The organism is Mycobacterium sp. M26 (assembly GCF_001494595.1).
Lineage (GTDB): Bacteria > Actinomycetota > Actinomycetes > Mycobacteriales > Mycobacteriaceae > Mycobacterium.
This window is the reverse complement of record NZ_LN929907.1, coordinates 729947-752779: the sequence shown is the minus strand read 5'-3', so window position 1 is coordinate 752779 and position 22833 is coordinate 729947. Positions and strand designations below refer to the sequence as shown.

Here is a 22833-nt window from a genome sequence, read left to right as displayed (position 1 = left end):
AACAATGCAGCGATGGGGGCAGGGGGCGTGCGCTGCGGTCAGCGCAGTCGCGATCCTGACCGTCGCGGCATGTACTGACACGGCCAAGACCACGGTCACCGCACCGACGACGGTGACGGTGACCGCGACGCCGACCTCGGCCGCCAACCAGCCGGCGGCGTTCACGCCGGTGATCGGGTCCGTGGTCGCCGCGCCGGTGCCGGTGCGCGCCACCGACGGCAAGACCCACCTAGCCTACGAGGTGCGGCTGACCAACATGCTCGGCCAGGAGGTCACCGTCAACTCGGTGGACGTCGAGGGCGGGGATCGCACCCTGCTGTCGCTGGCCGCCGACCAGCTGAGCTACTGGACGCGGGTGGCGGGCAACCCCGCCGCGCCGACCACGAAGATCGGGCCCGGGCAGAGCGCGCTGGTGTGGCTCGACGTCTCAATCGACCCGGCCTCCGACAACGAGGTGCCCAGCCAGCTGACCCACAAGGTGACGATCTCGGTCGCCAACCCGGCGCCACCGCTGCTGCCGCCGACCCTGAGCGAGTCGCTGGCACCGACCCCGGTTCAGACCCGCAAGCCCATCGCGATCGCCCCGCCGCTGGCCGGGCCGAACTGGCTCGACGGCAACAGCTGCTGCGCGATGACCGATCACCGGATGGCGGTCAACCCGCTCAACAGCGGACTGTGGGCCGCCGAACGTTTCGCCATCGACTACGTCCAATTGCAGCCTGACGCACGGATGCTCATCGGTGACCCGACCAAACTGACCAGCTACCCCTACTACGGCGCGGCCATCCACGCGGTGTCTGACGGGCCGGTGATCTCGGTGGTCGACAACCTTCCCGACCAGGAGCCCGGCAAGAACCCCACCGGCCTCACTCTGCAGCAGTACGGCGGCAATTACATCGTGCAGGACATCGGCGGCGGGAATTACGCCTTCTACGCCCATCTCAAGCCCGGGAGCGTGCGGGTCAAGGTCGGCGAAGCCTTGACCGCCGGCCAGTCGATCGCCGCGCTGGGCAACAGCGGCAATTCCAGTGCACCGCATCTGCATTTCCACGTGATGAGCACCCCGGATCCGCTGCTGTCCGACGGGCTGCCGTTCGTGCTCACCGGTTTCCGGCTGGTCAACCGGGTGGCCTCGGCCGCGGACATCGATCCGCTGCTGGCCGGCCAACCCGCGGCGATGCAGCCCGGTTTCGAGCCCTCCGAGCAGACCGATGTCAGCCCGCTGGTACTGGATGTGATGACGTATGGAAACTAGACGCGAAAACCGTTCGGCTGCAGTGTCTTTGGCCGCCGATCTGCTACTGGTGGTGGTGTTCTGCACGATCGGCAGGCGCAGCCACGCCGAAGGGCTGACGGTCAGCGGTATCGCCGAGACGGCCTGGCCGTTCCTGTCGGGCACGCTGGTCGGCTGGCTGCTGGCACGGGCGTGGCGGGCGCCCACCGCCGTCGCGCCGACCGGTGTGATCGTCTGGGTTTCGACGGTCGTCGTCGGAATGGTGTTGCGCAAAGCCAGTTCTCAGGGTGTGGCGGTCAGCTTCATCGTGGTGGCCTCACTGGTCACCGCACTGTTCCTGCTGGGCTGGCGCGCGGCGGCGGCGCTGATCGCCAAGCGCCGCGGCTAGGTCGCTCTCTCGGCGGTCACGGGTTCCGCGGCGGTCGACACAGTCAGGGTGGCGCGCAACCCGCCCAACGGTCCGTCGGACAATTCGATCCTGCCGCCGTGTAACGCCGCCTGCTGAGCCACGAGCGCCAGGCCCAGACCCGAGCCGCCCACCACGGCGGTGCTGCCCCGGGAGAACCGGCCCAGCACCGCGTCATGCTCCTCGGCGGGCAGCCCACGTCCGTTGTCGTCGACCGTGATGATCAGATACGGCTCGACGCGGTGTGCGGTGAGCACGATCCGCGTCGCCAGACCGTGGGTGATGGCGTTGCGCACCAGATTGTCCACGGCCAGGCGCAAACCCGCCGGCCAGCCCCAGATCGTTCCGGCGTCATCAGCCTCCACCGTGATGTCCGCGTCGGTGTCGGTGCGCATGTTCTCGCGGGCCACCCGGTCCAGCATCTCGGCGACGTCGATGAGTTCTCGGTCCTCCACCCGGGCCAGCTGTCCGGACGCCAGTTGCCCCAGCGCGGTGATGATCGCCTCCACCCGGCGCTGAGCCCGGGACAGGTCGGCCACCACTTCAGCACGCTCGTCGGCGGGCAGGTCGTGAATTCGCAGGGTGTCAAGGTCGGCGCGCATGGCGGTCAGCGGGGTGCGCAGTTCGTGGGCGGCGTTGGCGGCGAAATCCTGGGCCGCCTGAAGCGAATTTGTGGTCGCCGCTTGTGCATCGGCGAGTCGGCGCAACATCTGGGCCATCGCCTCCGAGAGGTCCTCGGCCTCCTTGGCGCCGTGTACCGGCTCCATCTGCTCGCTGCCCTTGCCCAGTTGCCGGGTCTGTTCGGTGAGCCGGCGCAGGGGCCGCACCGCGGGACCGGCCAGCAGCCAGCCCAGCCCGGCGGCGACGAGCAGGGCGGTGGAGCCGATCAGGATGTACACCGGAATTCGCGCGCGGCTCAACAGGATGCTGTCCTCGCGGATGCCGATCGAGACAAGGATGCCGCCGGCCTGCTCGACGGGGACCGTGCGCACGCGGTAGTCGACCCCGTTGACGTCGACGGTGGCGGTGCCCGGCGGCAGCTGCGGAAGCTGAAACCCGCGCTGGAACATCACCTGCCCGGTGGACCGGGATCGTCCCGTCGTCAGCACGCCGTGCTTGGGGTCCTGAAGTTGCTCGGGGTACATGCTGGCGTCGACGATCGAGTCGAGCCGCTTATCCAGTTGTGCCGCATCGTTATTCGCGAGCACGAAGGAGGTGAGCACCGCCAGCAGCGCCACCACGATGGCAGCGGCCAGCGTTGCCGCGATCGCCACCCGGGTGCGCAGGGAGGTGCTACGGCCGGGCCACCTCACGGCCTCACGGCTCCGCCCGGAGCACGTACCCGATCCCGCGGACGGTCTGGATCACCCGCGGCACCCCGTCGCGTTCGAGCTTGCGCCGCAGATAACTGATGAACACGTCGGCGACATTCGTGTCGACGTCGAAGTCGTAGCCCCACACCAATTCCAGTAGCCGCTGCCGCGACAGCACCACGCCCGCGTTCTCGGCGAGCACCGCCAGCAGGTCGAACTCGCGCTTGGTGAGCTCCACCCGGTCGCCTTGGACGAACACCAGCCGACGGGCGGTGTCGATGGTCAGCGGTCCGATGGTGACGGCGTCGGATCCCTCCGCGGAGGCCCCGGCCCGGCGCAGCAGCGCATGCAGCCGGGCCACCAGCTCACCGAGATCGAAGGGCTTGGTGAGGTAGTCGTCGGCGCCCGCCTCGAGCCCGGCGATGCGATCGTTGACGGTGTCGCGTGCCGAGAGCACACAGATCGGGATGTCGTTGCCCAGCGCGCGCAGCGCCGTCACCACCGCCACACCGTCGAGTTCCGGCATCTGGACGTCGAGCACCAGCGCGTCGTGGTTCTCGGTCGACAACAGGCGCAGCGCCTCCTTGCCGGTGGCGGCGACCCGCACGTCGAAACCCGAATGCCGCAATCCGCGCGCAACCGAGGTTCGTACGTCCGGATCGTCATCGACCATCAGGACGGTGCGGCCGGCGCCTTCCTGCGCGGGCTGCTGCCCTACCCGCACCGCGACTTAGGAGGCGGGCAGATCAGGGCTACCGCCGCAGCGGTTCTTCAGGTCCACCAGCGGCTGGCGGATGCCCTGCAGATCAGCCTTCACCGAGGGGTTGTAGTCCAGGTACTTCTGGACCTCGCTGCGGATGGTGTCGCGCGGGGCGCCCTCGAGACCGGTGAAGAACGCGTTGACGTCGGGGTGGGTGAACAGGTAGGCCGACGTGGCGGCAGAGACCCCGGCCGACACCCCGGCCAGGTCGGCGGCGGTGCAGTTCGGCGGCGGATCAGCCAGCGCAGTGGGAGCAACCAGAATCGCACCGGCGACAGCGCCCATGCCGATCGCTCCGACCATCGTGCGGCGGGCCAGACGGGCATTAAGCAACATTCTCGTACTCCTTTGAGGGTTGATCAGGCCGTATCCGTACGGACTACCACTGCAGAAAGCTAAGCAGAAACCCCGCCGACTTTCCTGCCTTGAGCTTAACCAATCGTGAGAATGTCCGTCGGGTGCCGCGCAGGGACTGATCAGCGGGTGCTCGATGCCGACGGGCCGGGCAGCGGGCCGCTGCCCACCGGGACCGCCGACACCGACGACGACGTGCTTGGCGTGACGGCGACCGACTGCGCCGGTGTGGCACCGCCGGTCTGCGCGGCCTGCATCAGCCCGAGCAGCTGCGGCAGGCTGACCGGCAGCTTGCACTGGTTCGACAGGCTGGTCAGCGGCTGCTGGATGGCCTGCAACTCCTTGGCCGCCTGCGGGTTGGCGTCGAAGTAGGTCTTGAGCGCGACCAGCGTCTGCGGTCCGGCCTGCTGCTGGGAGATCGTCGTCAGCGCCTGATTGGTCTGCGGATGCGCATCCAGGTAGGTGCCTGTGTTGTTCGCCACGGTGCCGACGGTCCGGGCGATCTGGCTGGCCGCACACGGGTCGGTGGCGGCGGTGGCCGACATGGGTGCCAGCGCCAGCAGCGCACCCCCGCCGAGCGCGCTGACGGTGAGCAGCCCACCCAGCGCGCGCCGGAAACCGGCGGAAGAAGACGGGAAAGGCCTGGGCATCGGGACTCCTCGGGGTTGGTCTATCCGCGCCGGCATGACGTCATCACAACGGCGTCACAGCAGCGCAGTCCCCGACCCTTACGTGGCCATCGCACATCCTGCCATCCAGGGCATCGCGCAGCCACTTCGTCGCTGCGCCGCAGCCATCGAAGAGGTCTCGATCCAGCTAATTCTGGATTTCACGACAGGTCGCCGCACAGCTGCCTGCGGTAGGCTCGCAGCCACGAAACCCGGGGAGAATGCGGGGAGATCGCCATCCAGCAGTTCATGATGCGCCTGAGTAGCAACCTGCGCAGATTCCGCTGGCTGGTCTTCGCAGGCTGGTTGTTGGCCCTGGTTCCCGCCGTCTATCTGGCGCTGACCCAGTCCCACCAACTCACCGGCGGCGGCTTCGACGTCGCCGACTCGCAGTCCCTGCACGTGCAGTACCAACTCGAGGACCACTTTCCCGACCAGGGCGCCTCCCCGCTGGCCCTGGTCGCCGCACCCCGGGCCGATGCCTCCTACGAGGACATGAACAAAGCGGTCGCCCCGGACCGGCCCTATGTCGTCTCGCTGCGGCTGGACTTCAACAACACCGGCGCCGTCGACGTCTCCCGTCAGCTGCGCCAGAAGATCGGCGTCCAGGGTGACCAGCCCGGCCAGACCGAGAACGGCCGGGTGCGGCTGTACGTCATCGGCCAGGGCGCACTCGGGGCGGCCGCCCAGACCACCACCAAGCACGACATCGCCGAGGCCGAGCGGTGGAACCTTCCGATCGTCCTGATTGTTTTGCTCGCCGTGTTCGGCTCGCTGGCCGCCGCCGCGATCCCGCTCGGGCTGGCCCTGATCACCGTGGTGGTGACGATGGGCGTGGTCTACGCCCTGTCCACGATCACGTCGATGTCGGTGTTCGTCACCTCCACGGTGTCGATGTTCGGCATCGCCCTGGCGGTGGACTATTCGCTGTTCATCCTGATGCGCTTCCGCGAGGAGCTGCGCGCCGGCCGCGATCCCAAACAGGCAGCCGACGCCGCGATGGCCACCTCCGGCCTGGCGGTGGTGCTGTCGGGTCTGACCGTCATCGCCTCGCTGACCGGCATCTACCTGATCGACACCCCGATCCTGCGCTCGATGGCCACCGGCGCGATCCTCGCGGTCGCGGTCGCGGTACTCACCTCGACCACGCTGATCCCGGCGGTGCTGGCCACCTTCGGCCGGTCGGCGGCCCGGCGGTCGCCACTGCTGCAGTGGTCACGGCGCGGCGACGTGACGCAGTCGCGGTTCTGGACCCGCTGGGTCGGCGAGGTCATGCGGCGTCCGTGGTTGTCGGCGCTGTCGGCGACTGCGGTACTGCTGCTGATGGCGGCACCGGCATTCTCGATGGTGCTGGGCAACAGCATGCAGCGGCAGTTCCCGTCGTCCCACGAGATCCGCGGCGGTGTCGCCGCGGCCGCCGAGGCACTCGGCCCCGGTGCGCTCGGGCCGGTGCGCGTGCTGGCCACCTTCCCCGACGGGGGCGCATCGGAGCCGAAGCACGCCGCCGCCGTCGAGGCGATCAGCAGCGAGATGAGCCAGGCGCCCAACATCGTGTCGGTGTCGTCGCCGGTGTTCTCCAACGACAATCGCAGCGCGCTGATCTCGGCGGTGCTGTCGGTGGATCCCGAGGACCTCGCGGCGCGCACCACCGTGGACTGGATGCGCGCCAACCTGCCGAAGGTGCCGGCCGCATCGGGGGTACAGATCGACGTCGGCGGGCCGACCGCGTTGATCAAGGACTTCGACGACCAGGTGTCCCAGAAGCAACCGCTGGTGCTGGTGTTCGTCGCGCTGATCGCGTTCGTGATGCTGCTGATCTCCATCAGGTCGGTGTTCCTGGCGTTCAAGGGCGTCCTGATGACGGTGCTGTCGGTGGCCGCCGCGTACGGCAGCCTGGTGATGGTCTTCCAGTGGGGCTGGCTGGAGGGGCTGGGCTTCGAGCAGATCACCTCGATCGACAGCACCATCCCGCCGTTGGTCCTGGCGATGACGTTCGGCCTGTCGATGGACTACGAGATTTTCCTGCTCACCCGGATCCGGGAACGCTATCTGCAGTCCGGTGACACCCGTGATGCCGTCGCCTACGGCGTGGCCACCAGCGCCCGGACCATCACCAGCGCGGCGCTGATCATGATCGCGGTCTTCATCGGGTTCGCCTTCGCCGGTATGCCCCTGGTCGCCCAGATGGGCGTGGCGTGCGCGGTGGCGATCGCGGTCGACGCCACCATCGTCCGGCTCATCCTGGTGCCGGCATTGATGGCGATGTTCGACCAGTGGAACTGGTGGCTGCCGCGCTGGCTGGAACGCATCCTGCCGTCGGTGGATTTCGAGAAGCCGCTGCCCAAGGTCGACCTGGGCGATCTGGTGGTGATTCCGGACGACATCTCCACGCTGGTGCCGCCGTCGGCCGACCTGAAGATGGTGGTCAAGGGCGCCGCGCGGCTCAAGGACCTGGCACCGGACGCCGTCTGCGTGGCCGACCCGATGGCCTTCACCGGTTGCGGCACCCTCGGCGCTGATCTGGCCGGGCGGATCCGGGGCAGCGACGACGCCACCCGCCACGGTCCGCAGCGCATCCCGGCCGGCGGGACCGCCACCGTCGAGCGCAAACCGATCCGGTCCTACCTGAGCACCAGGACCGCCGCACCGCGACCGGTTCACCCGGTCACGATGTGGCGCGGCCGACTGGCGATCGCGCTGGAGGCGCTGGAAACCGAGGCCGACACCGCACACCCCCGCGTCGAGCGGCTGAGCCCGGTCGAAACGACCAATGTGCAGCTGCCCACCGGTGACCGGCTACAGATCCCGACCTGCGCGGAGACCCTGCGGCTGCAGGCATTCCTGATCCTGTGCCGCAATACCCACGCCGACTTCGCCGACTTCGCCGGTCTCGTCGATGCGATGGATTACCAGGCGGCTGCGGTGGTACTCGCCGGGATGGACCGGTATTACTGTTCACAGCGTTCTGAGCAACAATGGATCGCGACCCAGTTGGTGCGCACGCTCGCCGACCCCAGCCCGTCCGATGACGACGACCGCTGGACGGGCGAGGAGGGTGCAGCCGAGTGGGAGAAGGTCAGGCAGCGTTGCCTTTCGGTGGCAGTGGCGATCCTGGAGGAGGCGAGGTGACGGTGGCAGCGGATTCCCGCCCCGATGCCGTTCCCGCACCGGGTGCGTCCACCACGTTCGACGACCGCCCCGTCGAGTTCTGGCCGACGGCGTCCATCCGGGCGGCGCTGGAGAACGGGGACATCACCGTCTGGCAGCGCATCGTGGTCGCGGTGAAGCGTGACCCGTTCGGGCGCACCGCGCGTCAGGTCGAAGAGGTACTGGAGACCTCCCAGCCCTACGGCATCTCCAAGGCGCTGGCCGAAGTCCTGGTGCGGGCCCGTAATCACCTGGAGGCCAACGAGCGCGCCGAGGCGGCCCGCCACGTGCGGCTGCTGCTGGACCGCTCCGGGCTCACCGAGCCGGAGTTCGCCTCCCGGATCGGGGTGGCCCCGGCCGATCTGAGCACCTATCTCGACGCCAGCGTCAGCCCACCGGCGTCGCTGATGATCAGGATGCGCAGGCTCTCGGACCGGTTCGCCAAGATGCGGGCTCAGCGAGCCAACGGCGATAGCTGACGCCGCCGGTGTGGTCCAACCCGGATTCAGCTGTGCTGCAACAGATTCTGCGCGACACCCGAACAGTTGCCGTGGTCGGCGCGTCGAACAATCCGGCGCGGCCCAGCTACGGTGTATACGACTACCTGGCGCGCCGCAGTCACTACCAGCTGTATCCGGTGAACCCGACGATCACCGCGATCGGTGACGCGGCGGCCTACCCGAGCCTGGCCGACCTGCCGGTGGTGCCGGACATGGTCGACGTCTTCCGCCGCACCGAGGAACTGCCGGGTGTGCTGGCCGACACCCTGGCCCTGAGCCCGCGGCCGAAATACCTGTGGCTGCAACAAGGTTTGTGGGACGAAGACCTGGCCGCCAGGGCGCAGGAGGCGGGCCTGCAGGTCGTGATGGACCGCTGCCTGAAGGTGGACTACGCCCAGCTCATCGGGAGTTGATGGGTGCGACGTCGAGCACCCGCCAGCTCCCGTCCTGTTTGGCCAGGCCCACCCGCAGCGCCAGCACCGCGTTGTCCGGCGGCTGCCCGGGCTGGGTCTGCGTGCCCCGCATCACCACCGCAACGCTGGCCGCTGACGGCCCCAGCGCTTCCAAGCCTGCCGAGAGGGTCTGCGCCTGCGCAGTGACGTTGCGCTTGGCCAGATCGGCTGTCGCCTTGCCGAATTCGTTGCGATAGGCCTCGGCCCGGTCGGGCGCCATGAACGAGGCTGCCCGGTCGATCGACGCCGTCGGCGCCCCCGGGGCGAACGTCGCGGTGGCCTCGGCCACGGCGGTGGCGATCCGTACCACCTCGGCAGTGTCGCTGCGAAACTCGCGGTCGGGCACCGTCCATCGGGTGTAGCCGACGGCCACGGCGGCCACCAGCGTCGCGGCCGCCAGTGCCACCACGGCCAGCCGCAATCCCGGCCCGTCGTCGTCAGTGCCCACGGTCACCGAATCACGACGGTAGAGAACAACATTGATGATGACGCCCTGAACGATCAACAGGCACAGCATCGAACACACCGACACCCACCACAGCGGCCAGCCGAGCACCACGCCGATGGCCAGCAGTGCGGCGATGGCGGCCAGTGGCGCGAGGATGTCGAATGCCAGGACGCGGGCCAGGTTCCTCATCGCAGCGACTCCAGCCGCGAAATCATCAACGTGCCCTCGACGTCGGAGACCCCCAGGCGCAGGTTCCAGCGCACGGTCGTCGGCTTGCCACCGGCATTTTCACTCACCGAGGTCGCAACCACGACCACATTGTCGGTGCGCTGGGCCAGTTCAGGTGGCAGCGCCGGCGGGTCCGGCGGACGCTGTCCGGAGACCGGATCGAGATTGTGATGGACCGCCTCGATCGACACCGACTCGATCTGGCCGGTGGTCCTGGCCTGCAGGGTCTGCATCACTTTGCGATACGGCGCCATCGCCGCTTCGAAGTCGGAATTCAGACCGCCGACGGTGCCGTCGTGCAGTTTCTGCAGGCTGGCGTCGACGTTGTCGACATTCATGTTGATCAGGACGCCGGTCCAGTCCGCGGCCGCGGCCAGCACCCGGGTCTGATAGGCCCGTTCGTCGGTGGCGTCACGATGGCCCGACCAGACCAGCGCACCGAGCACGACGGCGACCACGCTCAGCACACCCAGCACCGCCGAGGCGATCCCGTAGCCGGAGAACACCCGGGCGCTGGTCGCGTCGGGTTCCGGCGTCGTCTGGTCCGCCTCGGGCATGCAGGGGAGGCTACCGGGCCTGCCTGCGGGGCCGTGAACGGCCACATGACGGCGCCGACGAGGGCCGCGGAGGTCTGGTAAGGATGGTTGGGTGACGGTAGAAACTCTGCGCTCGGGCATCGACCTGTCCCACGTCCAGTCGTCGGTGCGTCCCCAGGACGATCTGTTCGGCCACGTCAACGGCCGCTGGCTGGCGGACTACGCCATCCCGGCCGACCGGGCCACCGACGGCGCGTTCCGCTTGCTGTACGACCGCGCCGAGGAGCAGGTCCGCGAACTGATCACCCAGGCGGCGGCCTCGGGTAGCCAGCCCAACACCGATGAACAGCGGATCGGCGACCTCTACGCGAGCTTCCTCGACGAGGACACCATCGCCAGCCGCGGGGTGACCCCGCTGCTGGAGGAACTGGGTGCCATCGACGCCGCGGCCGACCCGGCGGCGCTGGCCGCGGTGATCGGCGCCCTGCAGCGCAGCGGTGTGGGCGGCGGCGTCGGCGTCTACGTCGACACCGACTCCAAGAACTCGTCGCGCTACCTGGTCCACCTGACCCAGTCCGGACTCGGATTGCCCGACGAGTCCTACTACCGCGACGAGCAGCACGCCGCGATCCTCGGTGCCTACCCCGCGCATATCGCGGCGATGTTCGCCTTGGTGTACGGCGGCACGGCTGCCGACCACTCCCCGACCGCGGCCCGGATCGTGGCGCTGGAAACCACGATCGCCGCCGCGCACTGGGATGTGGTCAAGCGCCGCGACGCCGACCTGACCTACAACCTGCGCCGCTTTGCCGACCTCCCTGAGACCGCGCCCGGTTTCGACTGGGCGGGCTGGGTGAGCGCGCTGGGCACCGCGCCGGACGCGGTGGCCGAGTTGGTGGTTCGCCAGCCCGACTACCTGACGGCTTTCGCGCAACTGTGGTCGCAGTCGGACTTCGCCGACTGGCAGGACTGGGCGCGCTGGCGGCTGATCCACGCACGCGCCTCGGTCCTGACCACCGCCCTGGTGGAGGAGGATTTCCAGTTCTACGGCCGCACCCTCAGCGGGACCGAGCAGATCCGGGACCGCTGGAAGCGAGCGGTGTCGCTGGTGGAGGGCATCATGGGCGATGCCGTGGGCCGGCTCTACGTCGAGCGGCATTTCCCACCGGACGCCAAGTCCCGGATGGACGAGCTGGTGGCCAATCTGCGGGAGGCCTACCGGGTCAGCATCAACGACCTGGAGTGGATGACGCCGCAGACCCGCCAGCGGGCTTTGACCAAACTGGACAAGTTCACCGCCAAGATCGGCTACCCGAAGAAGTGGCGTGACTACTCCACTCTGGTGATCGATCGGGCGGACCTGTACGGCAACGTGATTCGCGGCGCTGAGGTGGCCACCGACCGCGAGCTGGCCAAGCTCGGCGGCCCGGTGGACCGCGACGAGTGGTTCATGACGCCGCAGACCGTCAACGCCTACTACAACCCGGGGATGAACGAGATCGTCTTCCCGGCCGCAATCCTGCAGCCGCCGTTCTTCGACGCCGAGGCCGACGACGCCGCCAACTACGGCGGGATCGGCGCGGTGATCGGGCACGAGATCGGGCACGGTTTCGACGATCAGGGCGCCAAGTACGACGGCGACGGCAATCTGGTCGACTGGTGGACCGATGAGGACCGGGCCGAATTCGGCGCGCGGACAAAGCAACTCATCGAGCAGTACGACGGCTATGTGCCCCGCGAACTGGACGGCGACGCCCATGTCAACGGGGCCTTCACGGTCGGTGAGAACATCGGCGACCTCGGTGGGCTGTCGATCGCCCTACTCGCCTACCAGCTGTCGCTGGGCGGCAAGGAGGCACCGGTGATCGACGGACTGACCGGTGTGCAGCGGGTGCTGTTCGGCTGGGCTCAGGTGTGGCGCACGAAGTCCCGTGAGGCCGAGGCACTTCGGCGGCTGGCGATCGATCCGCACTCGCCGCCGGAGTTCCGGTGCAATGGCGTGGTCCGCAATATCGACGCGTTCTACGAGGCGTTCGAGGTGGATCCCGACGATGCGCTGTACCTGGATCCGGAGCGTCGCGTCCGGATCTGGAACTGACATGGACGCCTGGGACGCCATCCGCGCCCGCCGCAACGTACGCAGCTACACCACGGAGCCGCTCCCGGGCGCCGATATCGACCGGATCCTGGAGGCGGGCTGGCGCTCACCGTCAGCGCGCAACAATCAGCACTGGGATTTCGTCATCGTCACCGAACCCTCGGTATTGCAGCAGCTTTCGACGGTGTGGATGGGTGCCGGCCACATCGCCGGAGCGCAGGCCGCGATCGCCCTGGTGATTCCCGAACCGCCCGACGAGCGGACCAAGCTCCTCGACCAGTACGACCTGGGCCAGGCCACCATGGCGATGTCGATCGCAGCCACGGAGCTGGGTATCGGTACCGGCCATTCCGCGGTCGGCGACCAGGACCGGGCCCGGGAGATTCTGGCGGTGCCTGACGGACATCTGGTGGCCTACCTGCTCGGTCTGGGTTATCCCGCCGATCGGCCGCTGACCCCGATCCGCAACCCCAACCGCCGTCCGTTCGACGAGGTGGTTCACCGCGGCCGCTGGTGATTCAGGCGCGGACGGCGGCTTCCCGGTTGGCACCGTCGATCACCGACTCCAACAGGCCCGGCAGCGCCGCACTGACCTCCTCGGTGCGCAGCCGCTGGCGGATCAGCCCACCGCAGACCTGACGTTCGATCAGCCCGGCCTCGCGCAGGATCTTGAAATGGTGGGTGGCCGTGGACTTGTTGATGCCGTTGTAGAGCGCGCTGCACTGCAGAGGTTCACCGGCGTTGGACAGCCGCCGGATCATCTCCAGGCGGATCGGGTCCTGCAGGGCGGCGAGCACCTGCGGTAGGGCCGCAACGGGGTGGCACTCGGCGACGAGTACCTCGGATTCGTCCACGTTGTGTCCTCCGTCACCACCGGTTTGATGATCATCAAACCCAGCGTACTGTTGGGCAAGTTCGATAGCGGTCAAACATACCTGGGAGTCGACATGGCGTGCCTCGACGAAGCACCGGCGACCCAGGCCGACACCCAGCGCTGGGCTTATCCGCTGCTGCTCGTACTGTCCGGCGTCGCCCTCGGCGTCTCCGGGCTGCCGGCCCCGCTGTACGGCATCTACGAGGCGAACTGGCATCTGTCGCCGCTGGCCACCACCATCGTGTTCGCGGTCTACGCCTTCGCTGCACTGGCTGCGGTGCTGGTGTCGGGACGGGTGTCCGACGTCGTGGGACGCAAGCCCGTGCTGCTCGGTGCGCTGGTCGCGCTGATCGTTGGACTGGGCATCTTCCTGATGGCCGACAGCATCGGCATGCTCCTGCTCGCGCGCACCATCCACGGCGCCGCCGTCGGCTCGATCGTGGTGGCCGGTGCGGCCGCCCTGCTGGACCTGCGCCCGCATCACGGCGTCCGGACGGGTCAGCTCAGCGGCGTCAGTTTCAACATCGGCATGACGGTGGCGATCGTCGGCTCCTCGCTGCTGGCCCAGTACGTCGCGCACCCGCTGCGCACCCCCTACGCTGTGGTCGCCGTCGTCTGCGCGATGGTGGGCGTGGGCGTCGTCGCCCTGCGGGAAACCCACGCCGATCGCACCGGCGGCCGGATTCGCATCAGCAAACCCTCTGTGCCGCAGGAGATTCGGGAGGATTTCTGGTTCGCCGCGCTGGGTGCGATGGCGTCCTGGTCGGTGCTGGGGGTGCTGCTGAGCCTGTACCCGTCGCTGGCCGCGCAGCAGACCAACATCCACAACCTGGTGTTCGGGGGTGGCGTCGTCGGCGTGACGGCGTTCTCCGCGGCGATGGCCCAGCTGGTGGCCACCCGGTTGCCGGCCCGCCGCTCGGCGGTGATCGGTGACATCGGAATGGCTGTGGCGCTGCTGGTGACGATCCCGGTCCTACTCAGCCATCACTGGCTGTTGGTGTTCGCGGCGGCCGCCCTGCTCGGCGCGACATTCGGGCTCGGGTTCGGCGGCTCGTTGCGCCACCTGTCCGACGTGGTGCCCGCCGATCGCCGTGGGGAGACCATGTCGGCGTTCTATCTGCTGGCCTACACCGCGATGGCCCTGCCGACCATCGCCGCGGGCTGGGCCGCCACCCGGTGGCCGCTGGCCGAGGTGTTCCCCTGGTTCGCGGCCGTCGTGGCACTGGCCTGCCTGGCCGCCGCCGCGGTCGGCGCGCTGTCGCTGCGCCGCACCTAACCGGGTGTACTGATCTCGCCGACCAGCCACGGCAGCGCATCGGAGAACGCCCGCTGCGCGAACTGCCAGGTGTGATAGCTGATGATGCGGTGCACCTGGCAGGTGATCCCCACGGTGTGCGCCACCCCGCACAGGTCGTCGGCGGCGCCGGCTTCGTCGGAGTCGCGGAACTCGTCATGGCCACCGAATCCCAGCGGTGCATCCGATTGCGGCCGGTGCCCACCCCCGTAGGGCGAGGCACCCCCGACCGGCTTGACGGTGTCCTCGAACCAGCCGGCCACTCCCGCATACGGTCCGTGCTTCTGCATCACGGTGCGCGGGTCGAATTCGTCCCACGCGGCGGCGTCGCCGCCGTAGAGCCTGCTGATCGTCTGGTCCCTGGTGCCTGCCGTCGGCCCATGGTCACCGGCGATGTCCTCGAAGGTGCTGAACAACTCGGGGTGCATGACGGTCAGGTCGATCGCGCAGGTACCGCCCATCGACCAGCCCACCACCGCCCAGTTCGCCGCCCGGCCCGAGGCTCCGAACGTGTTGACGACGTAGGGCCGGACATCCTTGGTGAGGTGGTCGGCGGCATTCCCGCGGGGACCGTTGACGCATTCGGTGTCGTTGTTGAATCGGCCGCCGGAGTCGACGAACACGAAGATCGGCGCCCGACCGCCGTGACTGGCGGCGTAGCCGTCGATGATCGGCATGGCGTTGCCGGTGCGAATCCAGTCCGCCGGGGTGTTGAACTCACCGGCGACCATCAGGATCACCGGCAACCGGGGCGGGGTGGCACCGGCGAACCAGGCCGGCGGCAGGTAGACGTACTCACTGCGATGGGCGAATCCGCTTGCCTGCGAATCGATGTCGACCTCGACCAGTTTGCCGTTGGGCTGCACCGTGTTGCGCAGGCCGGGCAGCGCTGCGGCGTCGATCTGGTTCGGCAGCGGGCCGGCCGTCAACGCGCCCCAGGCGGTCTGCACGCTCGGGTAGTACCCCACCCACTGGTTCAGCGCGATCAGCGTCGAGAGCAGCGTCAGCGGCACCGCGACCACCGACGCCCCGCGTCGCCACCAGGAGGCACCCCGCCAGCCGACGACGACCAGGGCCACGCTGGCAGTGAAAAGTCCTGTCCAGATCCACAATTGGAGCGGAGCGGGATCGGAGGCCAAACCCTCGGAGTTGACGAACAGGCGCGCGGCGAGCGCACCGAGCACCCCGAGTACTACACACAGCGGCAGCCACACCCGCCGCCAGCGCCGGGTGCGCCGGCCGATTGCCACGACCAGAACGACGGCGGCGACGATGTCGATGGCCAGCGGAAGCCAACCGCCCAGCAGCGAGATCCCGTGGGTGTACTGACTGAAGTCCGGTGCGGGAAGCTGCGGCAGCGATGTCGGGTCTACCGGCGGCGGCTGCGGCGACGGAGAAGGCGGCACACCACCATTGTGAACTCGGTTGCTGTGGCTCAGCTTCGAGTCTCAGGGGCCGTTAGGCCAGCTGCCACTGCCAGTCGTCAGCGCCGTCCGGGTTGTTGTAGAGACCCACGGAGTTCTTCACCACGATCGGGTCGCCGCTGCCGAAGTTGTCGTAGAACCACTTGGCGTTGTCCGGGCTGAGGTTGATGCAGCCGTGGCTGACGTTGCGCTTGCCCTGATCGCCCACCGACCACGGCGCGCTGTGCACGAAGGCACCGCTGTTGTCGATGCGCACCGCCCACTGGACCTTGAGCTTGTACCCCTCGGCCGAGTTCACCGGAACGCCGTAGGTGGAGGAGTCCATGATGATGTCCGGGAACTTCTCCAGCACGTAGTAGGTGCCGTTCTTGGTCTCGTGCTTGCCGTCGGGCTTACCCATCGACACCGGGAAGGTCTTCTCCACCTTGCCATTTCGGGTGATGGTCATCTGGTGGGTCTTGTCGTCGACGGTGGCCACCAGAGCGTCGCCGACGCGGAAGCTGGATTTGGCACCGCTGGCGTCGATGTTGACGACGGTGTTGGCCGGCCAGAACGCGTAGGGCCGCCAACGGACCTGGGTGTCGGTGGTCCAGTAGAACGCACCCGGGACCGCGGGCACCGAGGAGATGTGAATAGCCGACTCGGCCAGCGCGCGGTTGGCGATCGGCCGCGCGAAGTTGATGATGATCGGCTTGGCCACGCCCACCAGGGCCCCGTTGACCGGGTTGAAGGACGGCGGGGCGAACACCGGGTCACCGGTGTAGGGCAGCGGGTTCTGGCCCTTGACACTGCCGGGAGGCGCGGCTTGCGCCGCGGCGGCCGGATCGGTCCCTGGCGGCACCGCCAACGGGTCGACGGGCGGGGGCGGAGCCAGGGCCGGGTCCACCGGCGGGGCCAGCGCCGGATCCGCGGGCGGAATCGCCGGGTCCGGAACGGGAACCTCCACCGGCGGGGCGTTGACCACCGCTGGATCCACGGGTGCCTGGTCCGGATCGGCCAGTGCCGATCCACTTCCCAGACTGATTCCGGCGGCCACCCCGACCACGCACAGCGTGGCCGCAAAGGCCCCCTTCACCCGCAGCGCCATACCAAACTCCTCAATTTACGACTCGAAACCAGTGTCGCACAGCACGCCGGGTGGCCAACCTTGCGTCACCGGCCAGCGAACAATCCCACCGACCCTGTCACCGCGCTGAACTGTGCCGATAGTCGCCCGCGGGGTGACAAGCGTTACTTTTCGCTGGTGACCGGGCTAACCGCGAACAGCCCCCGGCTGACGGCAACGGCCAGCAGCGCGGCCAGGATCAGCGCGGCGGACGTCGTCACCATCGCCACGATTCCGGCGTTCTGGTAGATCACCCCGCCGGCCAGCGATCCGGCCATGATGCCCACCTGGAACGACGCCACATAGAGCCCGGAGGCGCCGTCGGGGTCCTCGGGGCTGTGCCGCATGGCCGCCGACTGCAGCATGGGCGGCATCGCGGTGGCCGCCGCACCCCACAGCACGATCGCGGCACTTCCGGCCAGCACCGTCGCCACCGTGTGCGCGCCGACGATCCCCAGCGCTGCCAGCCCGAGGAACGCGCAGCTCAGCGCAGCCAGGCAGCTCAGGACGGCGGCCTTGGGCCGCCGGTCGCCGGGCCGCGCCAGCAGCGCCATGGCCGTCAGTCCGGCAATCCCGTAGGCGGCGAGCAGCCAGGCCAGATGAGGCCCGTGAACCCCGACAACATCCCGGATGATCGCCACAATGAAGGTGTAGGAGATGAAGTGGCCGGTGACCCCGACGAGGGTCAACAGGCTCAGCGCCACCAGACCGCCGTTGCGGCGATGACGGATCTGGCCGGCGGCGGCCGGCGCATCGGTCATCGCCATCAGCGGCAGCGCCAGCCGTGCCGCGACCGCGACCACCACCGCGACCATCGCAATCACCCCGACCGCACGCCGCCAGCCCCACATCTCACTCATCGCCGCGGTCAACGGGCTGCCCACCACCAGGGCCAGACCGGTGCCGACGTAGACGGCCATGGTGGCGCGGGCGGCGTAGGTCGCCGGAACCAGACGCACACCGATCGGGGCGATCACCGACCACATCAAGCCATGGGTGAGCGCACACAGGATGCGGCCGGCCGCCAGGACCGCGAACGTCGGCGCCAGCGCGGAGATCAGCTGGGAGATCGCCAGCGAAGCCAGGGTGAACAGCAGGGTGCGCCGCCGGGGCCAGGTGGCGGTCCAGCGCACCAGGGGAACAGTGGCGATGGCGGCCACCAGGGCGTAGCTGGCCAGCAGCGTGCCGACCATGGCCTCACTGACATCGAGGTCTCGGGCAATGGCCGAGAGTGCGCCGACCGGCATGATCTCGGCGGTGACGTAGACGAACGCCGCGGCGGCCAGGACGGCCAGGGCAAGAGCGACCCGCGGTGTCCACGGGCCGCTACGCGGTGCGGGGGCCGTACCGGTCACGACGCTGCTGCCCGGGCCCCGCCAGTGCGTTCGGGCATCAAGGGCACGGCATCACGGTATCGGCTGCGGCAGGCAAACACGGTGAACGTGTGCGGCGTTGCCGACTGCGCTGACAAGTGGCGACGCGCTCAGCAGGCGGTAGTGCTCAGGACCTGACCAGCCGGGCGATGGCGGCCGAGGCCTCGGCCAGCTTCTTGTCAGCCTCCTCGCCGCCCTCGGCGACAGCGTGGCTCACACAGTGGCTCAGATGCTCGTCGAGCAGACCGAGTGCCACCGACTGCAGCGCACTGTTGACGGCACTGATCTGGGTGAGCACGTCGATGCAGTACTTGTCCTCGTCGATCATCTTCGCGATGCCGCGGACCTGGCCTTCGATTCGGCGCAGCCGCTTGGCGTAGTTGTCCTTGGCCGCCGAATACCCATGTGCGCCAGTCATTTACCCTCCCAGCATCTTCTTCATCTGGTCGATCTCGGCCTGCTGCGCGGTGACGATGTTCTTGGCCATCGTGATCATGTCGGGACTCTTGCCATTGGCGATCTCGGCTTTGGCCATCTCGATGGCGCCCTGATGGTGGCTGATCATCGACTGCAACCACAGAGTGTCAAACTCCTGGCCCTTCAGCGACTCGAGCTTGGCCATGGTGGCGTCGTCGACCATGCCCTGCATGTCCATGCCATGACCGCCGTGATCTGACTCGGCGTTCGGGTCGACGTCCCACTGCAGCAGCAGCGCCTTCATCGCGGTGATCTCGGGCTGTTGTTCGCCCGAGATGGTCGAGGCCAGCTGGATCACCGCCTGGTTGGTGGACCGCTCGGGCACCATCGCCGCCAACTGCACGGCCTGCTCGTGGTGCGGGATCATCATCTGCGCGAACATCACGTCATCGGCGTTGTGCACGGCGACCTGGTCATCGGCCGCACTCGTCGTGGTCGACGAGTGCGCGGTGTGGTCGGTCTCGCTACTACAGGCGGACAACGTGACGGCGGCGGCAAGCGCGGCGAGGCCCGCGACGATGCGGGTGCTGGTGGACGACATGGCCACCACCGTACCCGATACCCTCCAGGGGTATCAGAAAGGATTTTGTGACCACCCCCCACCACGGCATACTTGACCGGTGAGCCAAACGCCTGATCTCAAGCCCCGCAGCCGCGACGTCACCGACGGACTGGAGAAGGCCGCGGCACGCGGCATGCTCCGCGCAGTAGGCATGGGCGACGAGGACTTCGCCAAGCCGCAGATCGGGGTGGCGTCGTCCTGGAACGAGATCACCCCCTGCAACCTGTCGCTGGATCGGCTGGCCAAGGCGGTCAAGGAAGGCGTGTTCGAGGCCGGCGGCTATCCGCTGGAATTCGGCACCATCTCGGTGTCGGACGGCATCTCGATGGGCCACGAGGGCATGCACTTCTCCCTGGTGTCGCGCGAGGTTATCGCCGACAGCGTCGAGACCGTGATGCAGGCCGAGCGTCTCGACGGCTCGGTGCTGCTGGCCGGGTGCGACAAGTCGCTACCCGGCATGCTGATGGCGGCCGCGCGACTCGACCTCGCCGCGGTGTTCCTCTACGCCGGCTCGATCCTGCCCGGTAAGGCCAAGCTCTCCGATGGCACCGAGATGGACGTGACGATCATCGACGCGTTCGAGGCCGTCGGCGCCTGTGCCCGCGGGCTGATGCCGCGGGAGGACGTCGACGCTATCGAGCGCGCGATCTGTCCGGGTGAGGGCGCCTGCGGTGGGATGTACACCGCCAACACCATGGCCAGTGCGGCCGAGGCACTGGGCATGTCGCTGCCCGGTAGTGCCGCCCCGCCGGCCACCGACCGCCGCCGCGACGGCTACGCCCGCGCCAGCGGCCGCGCCGTCATCGAACTGCTGCGCCGCGGAATCACCGCCCGCGACATCCTCACCAAGGAAGCGTTCGAGAACGCGATCGCCGTCGTGATGGCGTTCGGCGGTTCCACCAACGCGGTGCTGCACCTGCTGGCGATCGCGCACGAGGCAGGAGTGGAACTGTCGCTGGCGGACTTCACCCGCATCGGCGAGAAGGTGCCGCACCTGGCCGACGTCAAGCCGTTCGGCAAGCACGTGATGTTCGACGTCGACCGCATCGGCGGTGTGCCGGTGGTGATGAAGGCCCTGCTGGATGCCGGGCTGCTGCACGGCGATGCGCTCACGGTCACCGGAAAGACCATGGCGGAGAACCTCGCTCACATCGAGCCGCCGGATCCCGACGGCAAGGTGCTGCGCGCGCTGAGCAATCCGATCCACCCGACCGGCGGCATCACGATCCTGCACGGCTCGCTGGCTCCCGAGGGTGCGGTGGTCAAGTCCGCCGGCTTCGACTCGAGCGTCTTCGAAGGAACCGCACGGGTTTTCGACGGCGAGCGCGCCGCGATGGACGCCCTGGAGGACGGCACCATCACCAAGGGTGACGTGGTGGTCATCCGCTATGAGGGCCCCAAGGGCGGCCCCGGCATGCGCGAGATGCTCGCGATCACCGGTGCGATCAAGGGTGCCGGCCTGGGCAAGGATGTCCTGCTGCTCACCGACGGCCGGTTCTCCGGCGGCACCACCGGCCTGTGCGTCGGGCACGTCGCGCCCGAGGCGGTCGACGCCGGCCCGATCGCGTTCGTCGCCGATGGGGACCGGATCCGGCTCGACGTGGCCAACAAGACCCTCGACGTGCTCGTCGACCCGGCCGAATTGGAGTCGCGGAAGGCCGGATTCACTCCCCCGCCGCCGCGCTACACCACCGGCGTCCTGGCCAAGTACCGCAAGCTGGTCGGCTCGGCGGCCGGCGGCGCGGTCTGCGGCTAGGCCGCGTCGGAGCCGGCCGACCGCTTGGATCCGCCCACACTCTTGTGGGCCGATCCCTTGCTGGTCGAGGAGTCCGCTGAACTCTGCGCGGACTTCTTACCGGTCTTGGCGGCCTTCGTGCCGCCGGTCGACGGAGCAGGGGTGGTGTCATCCGACGTTGCTGACGGCTCGTTGTCATCGGCCGGCTCGGTGCTGGTGTCAGGGGACTCTTTGGACGTCGCCGTGACCTCCGGAGCCGGTGACTCGACGGCCGGTGCCGGTGCGCTCTTCGCGGTCGAGGCGGCGGTGGCCTCCGGCTCGGCGTAGCTGATTGCCAGGTGGTTGCCGTCGACCACGAGCGTGGGCGCGGGCTTGCCGAAACGCAGGATCGGGAAGGCGTCCTGGAACCCGACGACCAAGGCGCGCAGCACATCTCCGGGCACCTGCGCCCACTCCTGCGCGGTCAGTGGAGCCTGCGACAGGAACGGTGTGTACACGTCCGACGTCGTGAACGAGCGGGTGTACAGGCCGTTGTCGGTGGGCGTCTGCACGTCGGTGTAGCCGGTGTTGACCAGGATCGTCAGCGCCGGCTGCAAGGCGTCGGCCAGCGGCGTGCCCAGGTTCAGCGGGACGCCGAGCGCATTGCTGACCGCGTTGATGATCCGCACCGGCAGGCGCAGCGGCTCGAGCAGTGGCAGATCGTTAGGCAGCAGCGTGCCGTACCAGGCCTCTCCGGTGGAGATGGGCAGCAGATTGCCACTCAGCCTGCTGACGATGCCCAGGGTACCCGCGATATTGAGGCCCGCCGTCGTCAGGTCAACACCCTGAAGTTCCACGCCACCAAGCAGATTCGTCGGCAGTGCGGCAAACGCGGTGTTGAGCAACGAGAACGGGTTGAGTGTGGCCGGGAAATCCGACAGCGGATCGTAGGCCCAGGTGAGGTCGAGTGTCGCGGTGTTCAATCTGATGCCGGTCCCGGGCGGCGTAGTGCTCGGTGTCGAGGAGTACTCGCCGGCATCCGGAATCGAGGTGTCGACGCCGAACAGGTTCAGCACCGGGCCGAAGCGACTCATAATTCCGCCGTTGGGGCGCAGGAGGTTCCGGACGAACAGCAGAGCTTGATTGGTCTGGTTGGTGGCTTGCACGTTCGGGCAGTTGTTCGGATTGAAGATGCTGGAGCACCCCGCGGCGATGGTCTGCTTCTCGATCGGCCCCGGGAGGAACGGGTCATAGCCGTCCGGGGTGTTGCCCTGAACGCTGGCGATCTCGTTGCGGTAGGCCTCGATAAGACTCAGCGCCCCTGTGCCGACTCCCAAAGTTGCCGGGAACTCGTTGGGTGTCGAGCAGGTACCACCTGTGGTGCAGACGATGCGATCGTAGGAATTCAGCGCCGAACCAAGAGCATTGGTGCGCCGCCTGAAGTCGAGTCCGTTGACCGTGTTGTAGAGGGCAAGCGGGTCGTTGTCGACCGGTCCGTCGAGGATCAGGGTCAGGTTGATGTCGCCGATGCCCGGGACGTTGGCGACCGAGATCGGGCCGATGCTCGTCACCCCGACTGCCGCCAGAATGCCCGCCAGCGGACCGGTGGTGTAGACGTCCTGCAGGATGTCGACGGCGGTGGGCGCGGGTTCGTCGGCCAGGGCCGTCGGGACCGTCGGGCCGAGTGCGACGGCGGCGCCCGTGGTGGCAGCCACCCCGATCATCGCCAGTTTGGTGGCCGCTCCCCTGCCGCGCCGGGATGCGCCGCTCCGAAACTTTGCCGCGAACGCTGTAGCTGACATACCCCGACCCCTAACGCCAGTTTTCTCAGGCTGTGCTCAGGAACATAGCCCCCGATAACTACTG

At 68.4% G+C, this 22833-nt stretch carries 22 protein-coding genes; 9 read left to right on the top strand and 13 right to left on the bottom strand.

All coding sequences use genetic code 11. The features are described 5' to 3' along the window. The first annotated feature begins 4 nt into the window (after window positions 1–4). Together BN3385_RS03700 and BN3385_RS03695 are read left to right on the top strand one after the other, a co-directional pair. Complete coding sequence (locus BN3385_RS03700; RefSeq protein ID WP_059015139.1) at window positions 5–1255, top strand: M23 family metallopeptidase; 1251 nt, start codon at window positions 5–7, stop codon at window positions 1253–1255. Next, on the top strand, window positions 1245–1622 hold the full coding sequence (locus BN3385_RS03695; RefSeq protein ID WP_059015136.1) for a DUF3054 domain-containing protein: 378 nt from the start codon (window positions 1245–1247) through the stop codon (window positions 1620–1622). Before BN3385_RS03700 ends, BN3385_RS03695 begins: the two co-directional genes overlap by 11 nt. On the opposite strand, the gene BN3385_RS03690 is transcribed toward BN3385_RS03695, so the two are convergent. From BN3385_RS03690 to BN3385_RS03675, 4 genes are all read right to left on the bottom strand, one after another. Further along, window positions 1619–2953, bottom strand: a complete 1335-nt coding sequence (locus BN3385_RS03690) for a HAMP domain-containing sensor histidine kinase (RefSeq protein WP_059015135.1) — start codon at window positions 2951–2953, stop codon at window positions 1619–1621. The genes BN3385_RS03695 and BN3385_RS03690 overlap by 4 nt on opposite strands. Before the next feature lie 4 nt (window positions 2954–2957). Next, on the bottom strand, window positions 2958–3626 hold the full coding sequence (locus tag BN3385_RS03685; protein WP_197415163.1) for a response regulator transcription factor: 669 nt from the start codon (window positions 3624–3626) through the stop codon (window positions 2958–2960). A 57-nt stretch (window positions 3627–3683) separates the two neighbouring features. After that, window positions 3684–4049: a heme-binding protein gene (locus tag BN3385_RS03680; protein WP_059015132.1), complete on the bottom strand. Its 366-nt coding sequence runs from the start codon at window positions 4047–4049 to the stop codon at window positions 3684–3686. A gap of 140 nt (window positions 4050–4189) precedes the next feature. After that, on the bottom strand, window positions 4190–4717 hold the full coding sequence (locus BN3385_RS03675; protein ID WP_059015130.1) for a hemophore: 528 nt from the start codon (window positions 4715–4717) through the stop codon (window positions 4190–4192). A 267-nt stretch (window positions 4718–4984) separates the two neighbouring features. Here BN3385_RS03675 and BN3385_RS03670 point away from each other — a divergent pair, with 267 nt between their 5' ends. From BN3385_RS03670 to BN3385_RS03660, 3 genes are read left to right on the top strand one after another with little or no spacing between them, the layout of a single operon-like run. After that, window positions 4985–7864, top strand: coding sequence for an MMPL family transporter (locus BN3385_RS03670; protein WP_059015128.1), 2880 nt, complete (start codon window positions 4985–4987; stop codon window positions 7862–7864). Window positions 7865–7866: 2 nt separating this feature from the next. Further along, window positions 7867–8361, top strand: coding sequence for a hypothetical protein (locus BN3385_RS03665; protein ID WP_059016357.1), 495 nt, complete (start codon window positions 7867–7869; stop codon window positions 8359–8361). An 8-nt stretch (window positions 8362–8369) separates the two neighbouring features. After that, window positions 8370–8795: a CoA-binding protein gene (locus BN3385_RS03660; RefSeq protein WP_059015126.1), complete on the top strand. Its 426-nt coding sequence runs from the start codon at window positions 8370–8372 to the stop codon at window positions 8793–8795. Here the strand turns inward: BN3385_RS03660 and BN3385_RS03655 are convergent. Next, window positions 8782–9471 (bottom strand): hypothetical protein, encoded by a 690-nt coding sequence (locus tag BN3385_RS03655; RefSeq protein ID WP_059015124.1) that lies wholly within the window; start codon window positions 9469–9471, stop codon window positions 8782–8784. The two genes, BN3385_RS03660 and BN3385_RS03655, sit on opposite strands and share 14 nt — an antisense overlap. Further along, window positions 9468–10067 carry an Rv1363c family protein gene (locus BN3385_RS03650; protein ID WP_059015122.1) on the bottom strand — a complete coding sequence of 200 codons (600 nt, stop codon included), beginning with the start codon at window positions 10065–10067 and terminating at the stop codon, window positions 9468–9470. Before BN3385_RS03650 ends, BN3385_RS03655 begins: the two co-directional genes overlap by 4 nt. Before the next feature lie 91 nt (window positions 10068–10158). On the opposite strand from BN3385_RS03650, the gene BN3385_RS03645 reads away from it, so the two are divergent. Beyond that, window positions 10159–12144 (top strand): M13 family metallopeptidase, encoded by a 1986-nt coding sequence (locus BN3385_RS03645; protein WP_059015120.1) that lies wholly within the window; start codon window positions 10159–10161, stop codon window positions 12142–12144. Window position 12145: 1 nt separating this feature from the next. Continuing rightward, the gene (locus BN3385_RS03640) at window positions 12146–12661 is read left to right on the top strand and encodes a nitroreductase family protein (protein WP_059015118.1); all 516 of its coding nucleotides are present in this window, start codon (window positions 12146–12148) and stop codon (window positions 12659–12661) included. 1 nt (window position 12662) lies between these two features. Here the strand turns inward: BN3385_RS03640 and BN3385_RS03635 are convergent, their stop codons facing one another. After that, a complete protein-coding gene (locus BN3385_RS03635) occupies window positions 12663–12998 on the bottom strand; it encodes an ArsR/SmtB family transcription factor (RefSeq protein WP_059015116.1) in 336 nt (111 codons plus the stop codon). Window positions 12999–13091: 93 nt separating this feature from the next. Between BN3385_RS03635 and BN3385_RS03630 the strand changes: the two genes are divergently transcribed. After that, entirely contained in the window at window positions 13092–14294 is a 1203-nt protein-coding gene (locus tag BN3385_RS03630; RefSeq protein ID WP_059016355.1) for an MFS transporter, read from the top strand. Here the strand turns inward: BN3385_RS03630 and BN3385_RS03625 are convergent. The 5 genes from BN3385_RS03625 to BN3385_RS03605 all read right to left on the bottom strand — a co-directional run bounded on the left by BN3385_RS03625 (window position 14291) and on the right by BN3385_RS03605 (window position 19232). Next, window positions 14291–15718, bottom strand: coding sequence for an alpha/beta hydrolase (locus BN3385_RS03625; RefSeq protein WP_082690263.1), 1428 nt, complete (start codon window positions 15716–15718; stop codon window positions 14291–14293). The two genes, BN3385_RS03630 and BN3385_RS03625, sit on opposite strands and share 4 nt — an antisense overlap. Before the next feature lie 52 nt (window positions 15719–15770). After that, window positions 15771–16823, bottom strand: coding sequence for a L,D-transpeptidase (locus BN3385_RS03620; RefSeq protein WP_059015114.1), 1053 nt, complete (start codon window positions 16821–16823; stop codon window positions 15771–15773). A gap of 143 nt (window positions 16824–16966) precedes the next feature. Continuing rightward, a complete protein-coding gene (locus BN3385_RS03615; RefSeq protein WP_059015112.1) occupies window positions 16967–18196 on the bottom strand; it encodes an MFS transporter in 1230 nt (409 codons plus the stop codon). Window positions 18197–18341: 145 nt separating this feature from the next. Further along, on the bottom strand, window positions 18342–18632 hold the full coding sequence (ricR, locus tag BN3385_RS03610) for a copper-sensing transcriptional repressor RicR (protein ID WP_059015110.1): 291 nt from the start codon (window positions 18630–18632) through the stop codon (window positions 18342–18344). Further along, the gene (locus BN3385_RS03605; RefSeq protein ID WP_059015108.1) at window positions 18633–19232 is read right to left on the bottom strand and encodes a DUF305 domain-containing protein; all 600 of its coding nucleotides are present in this window, start codon (window positions 19230–19232) and stop codon (window positions 18633–18635) included. It lies immediately after the preceding gene. 79 nt (window positions 19233–19311) lie between these two features. Between BN3385_RS03605 and ilvD the strand changes: the two genes are divergently transcribed. Beyond that, complete coding sequence (gene ilvD, locus BN3385_RS03600) at window positions 19312–21009, top strand: dihydroxy-acid dehydratase (protein WP_059015106.1); 1698 nt, start codon at window positions 19312–19314, stop codon at window positions 21007–21009. Here ilvD and BN3385_RS03595 read toward each other — a convergent pair. Next, complete coding sequence (locus BN3385_RS03595; RefSeq protein ID WP_156432533.1) at window positions 21006–22769, bottom strand: alpha/beta hydrolase family protein; 1764 nt, start codon at window positions 22767–22769, stop codon at window positions 21006–21008. The genes ilvD and BN3385_RS03595 overlap by 4 nt on opposite strands. Between the last annotated feature and the right edge of the window lie 64 nt (window positions 22770–22833).

Bases quoted from the DNA above. Each gene is read 5' to 3' on its own strand.
- BN3385_RS03700 (WP_059015139.1), top strand. From the start codon at position 5: ATGCAGCGATGGGGGCAGGGGGCGTGCGCTGCGGTCAGCGCAGTCGCG.
- BN3385_RS03695 (WP_059015136.1), top strand. From the start codon at position 1,245: ATGGAAACTAGACGCGAAAACCGTTCGGCTGCAGTGTCTTTGGCCGCC.
- BN3385_RS03685 (WP_197415163.1), bottom strand. From the start codon at position 3,626: ATGGTCGATGACGATCCGGACGTACGAACCTCGGTTGCGCGCGGATTG.
- BN3385_RS03680 (WP_059015132.1), bottom strand. From the start codon at position 4,049: ATGTTGCTTAATGCCCGTCTGGCCCGCCGCACGATGGTCGGAGCGATC.
- BN3385_RS03675 (WP_059015130.1), bottom strand. From the start codon at position 4,717: ATGCCCAGGCCTTTCCCGTCTTCTTCCGCCGGTTTCCGGCGCGCGCTG.
- BN3385_RS03670 (WP_059015128.1), top strand. From the start codon at position 4,985: ATGATGCGCCTGAGTAGCAACCTGCGCAGATTCCGCTGGCTGGTCTTC.
- BN3385_RS03655 (WP_059015124.1), bottom strand. From the start codon at position 9,471: ATGAGGAACCTGGCCCGCGTCCTGGCATTCGACATCCTCGCGCCACTG.
- BN3385_RS03650 (WP_059015122.1), bottom strand. From the start codon at position 10,067: ATGCCCGAGGCGGACCAGACGACGCCGGAACCCGACGCGACCAGCGCC.
- BN3385_RS03640 (WP_059015118.1), top strand. From the start codon at position 12,146: ATGGACGCCTGGGACGCCATCCGCGCCCGCCGCAACGTACGCAGCTAC.
- BN3385_RS03630 (WP_059016355.1), top strand. From the start codon at position 13,092: ATGGCGTGCCTCGACGAAGCACCGGCGACCCAGGCCGACACCCAGCGC.
- BN3385_RS03620 (WP_059015114.1), bottom strand. From the start codon at position 16,823: ATGGCGCTGCGGGTGAAGGGGGCCTTTGCGGCCACGCTGTGCGTGGTC.
- ricR (WP_059015110.1), bottom strand. From the start codon at position 18,632: ATGACTGGCGCACATGGGTATTCGGCGGCCAAGGACAACTACGCCAAG.
- BN3385_RS03605 (WP_059015108.1), bottom strand. From the start codon at position 19,232: ATGTCGTCCACCAGCACCCGCATCGTCGCGGGCCTCGCCGCGCTTGCC.
- BN3385_RS03595 (WP_156432533.1), bottom strand. From the start codon at position 22,769: ATGTCAGCTACAGCGTTCGCGGCAAAGTTTCGGAGCGGCGCATCCCGG.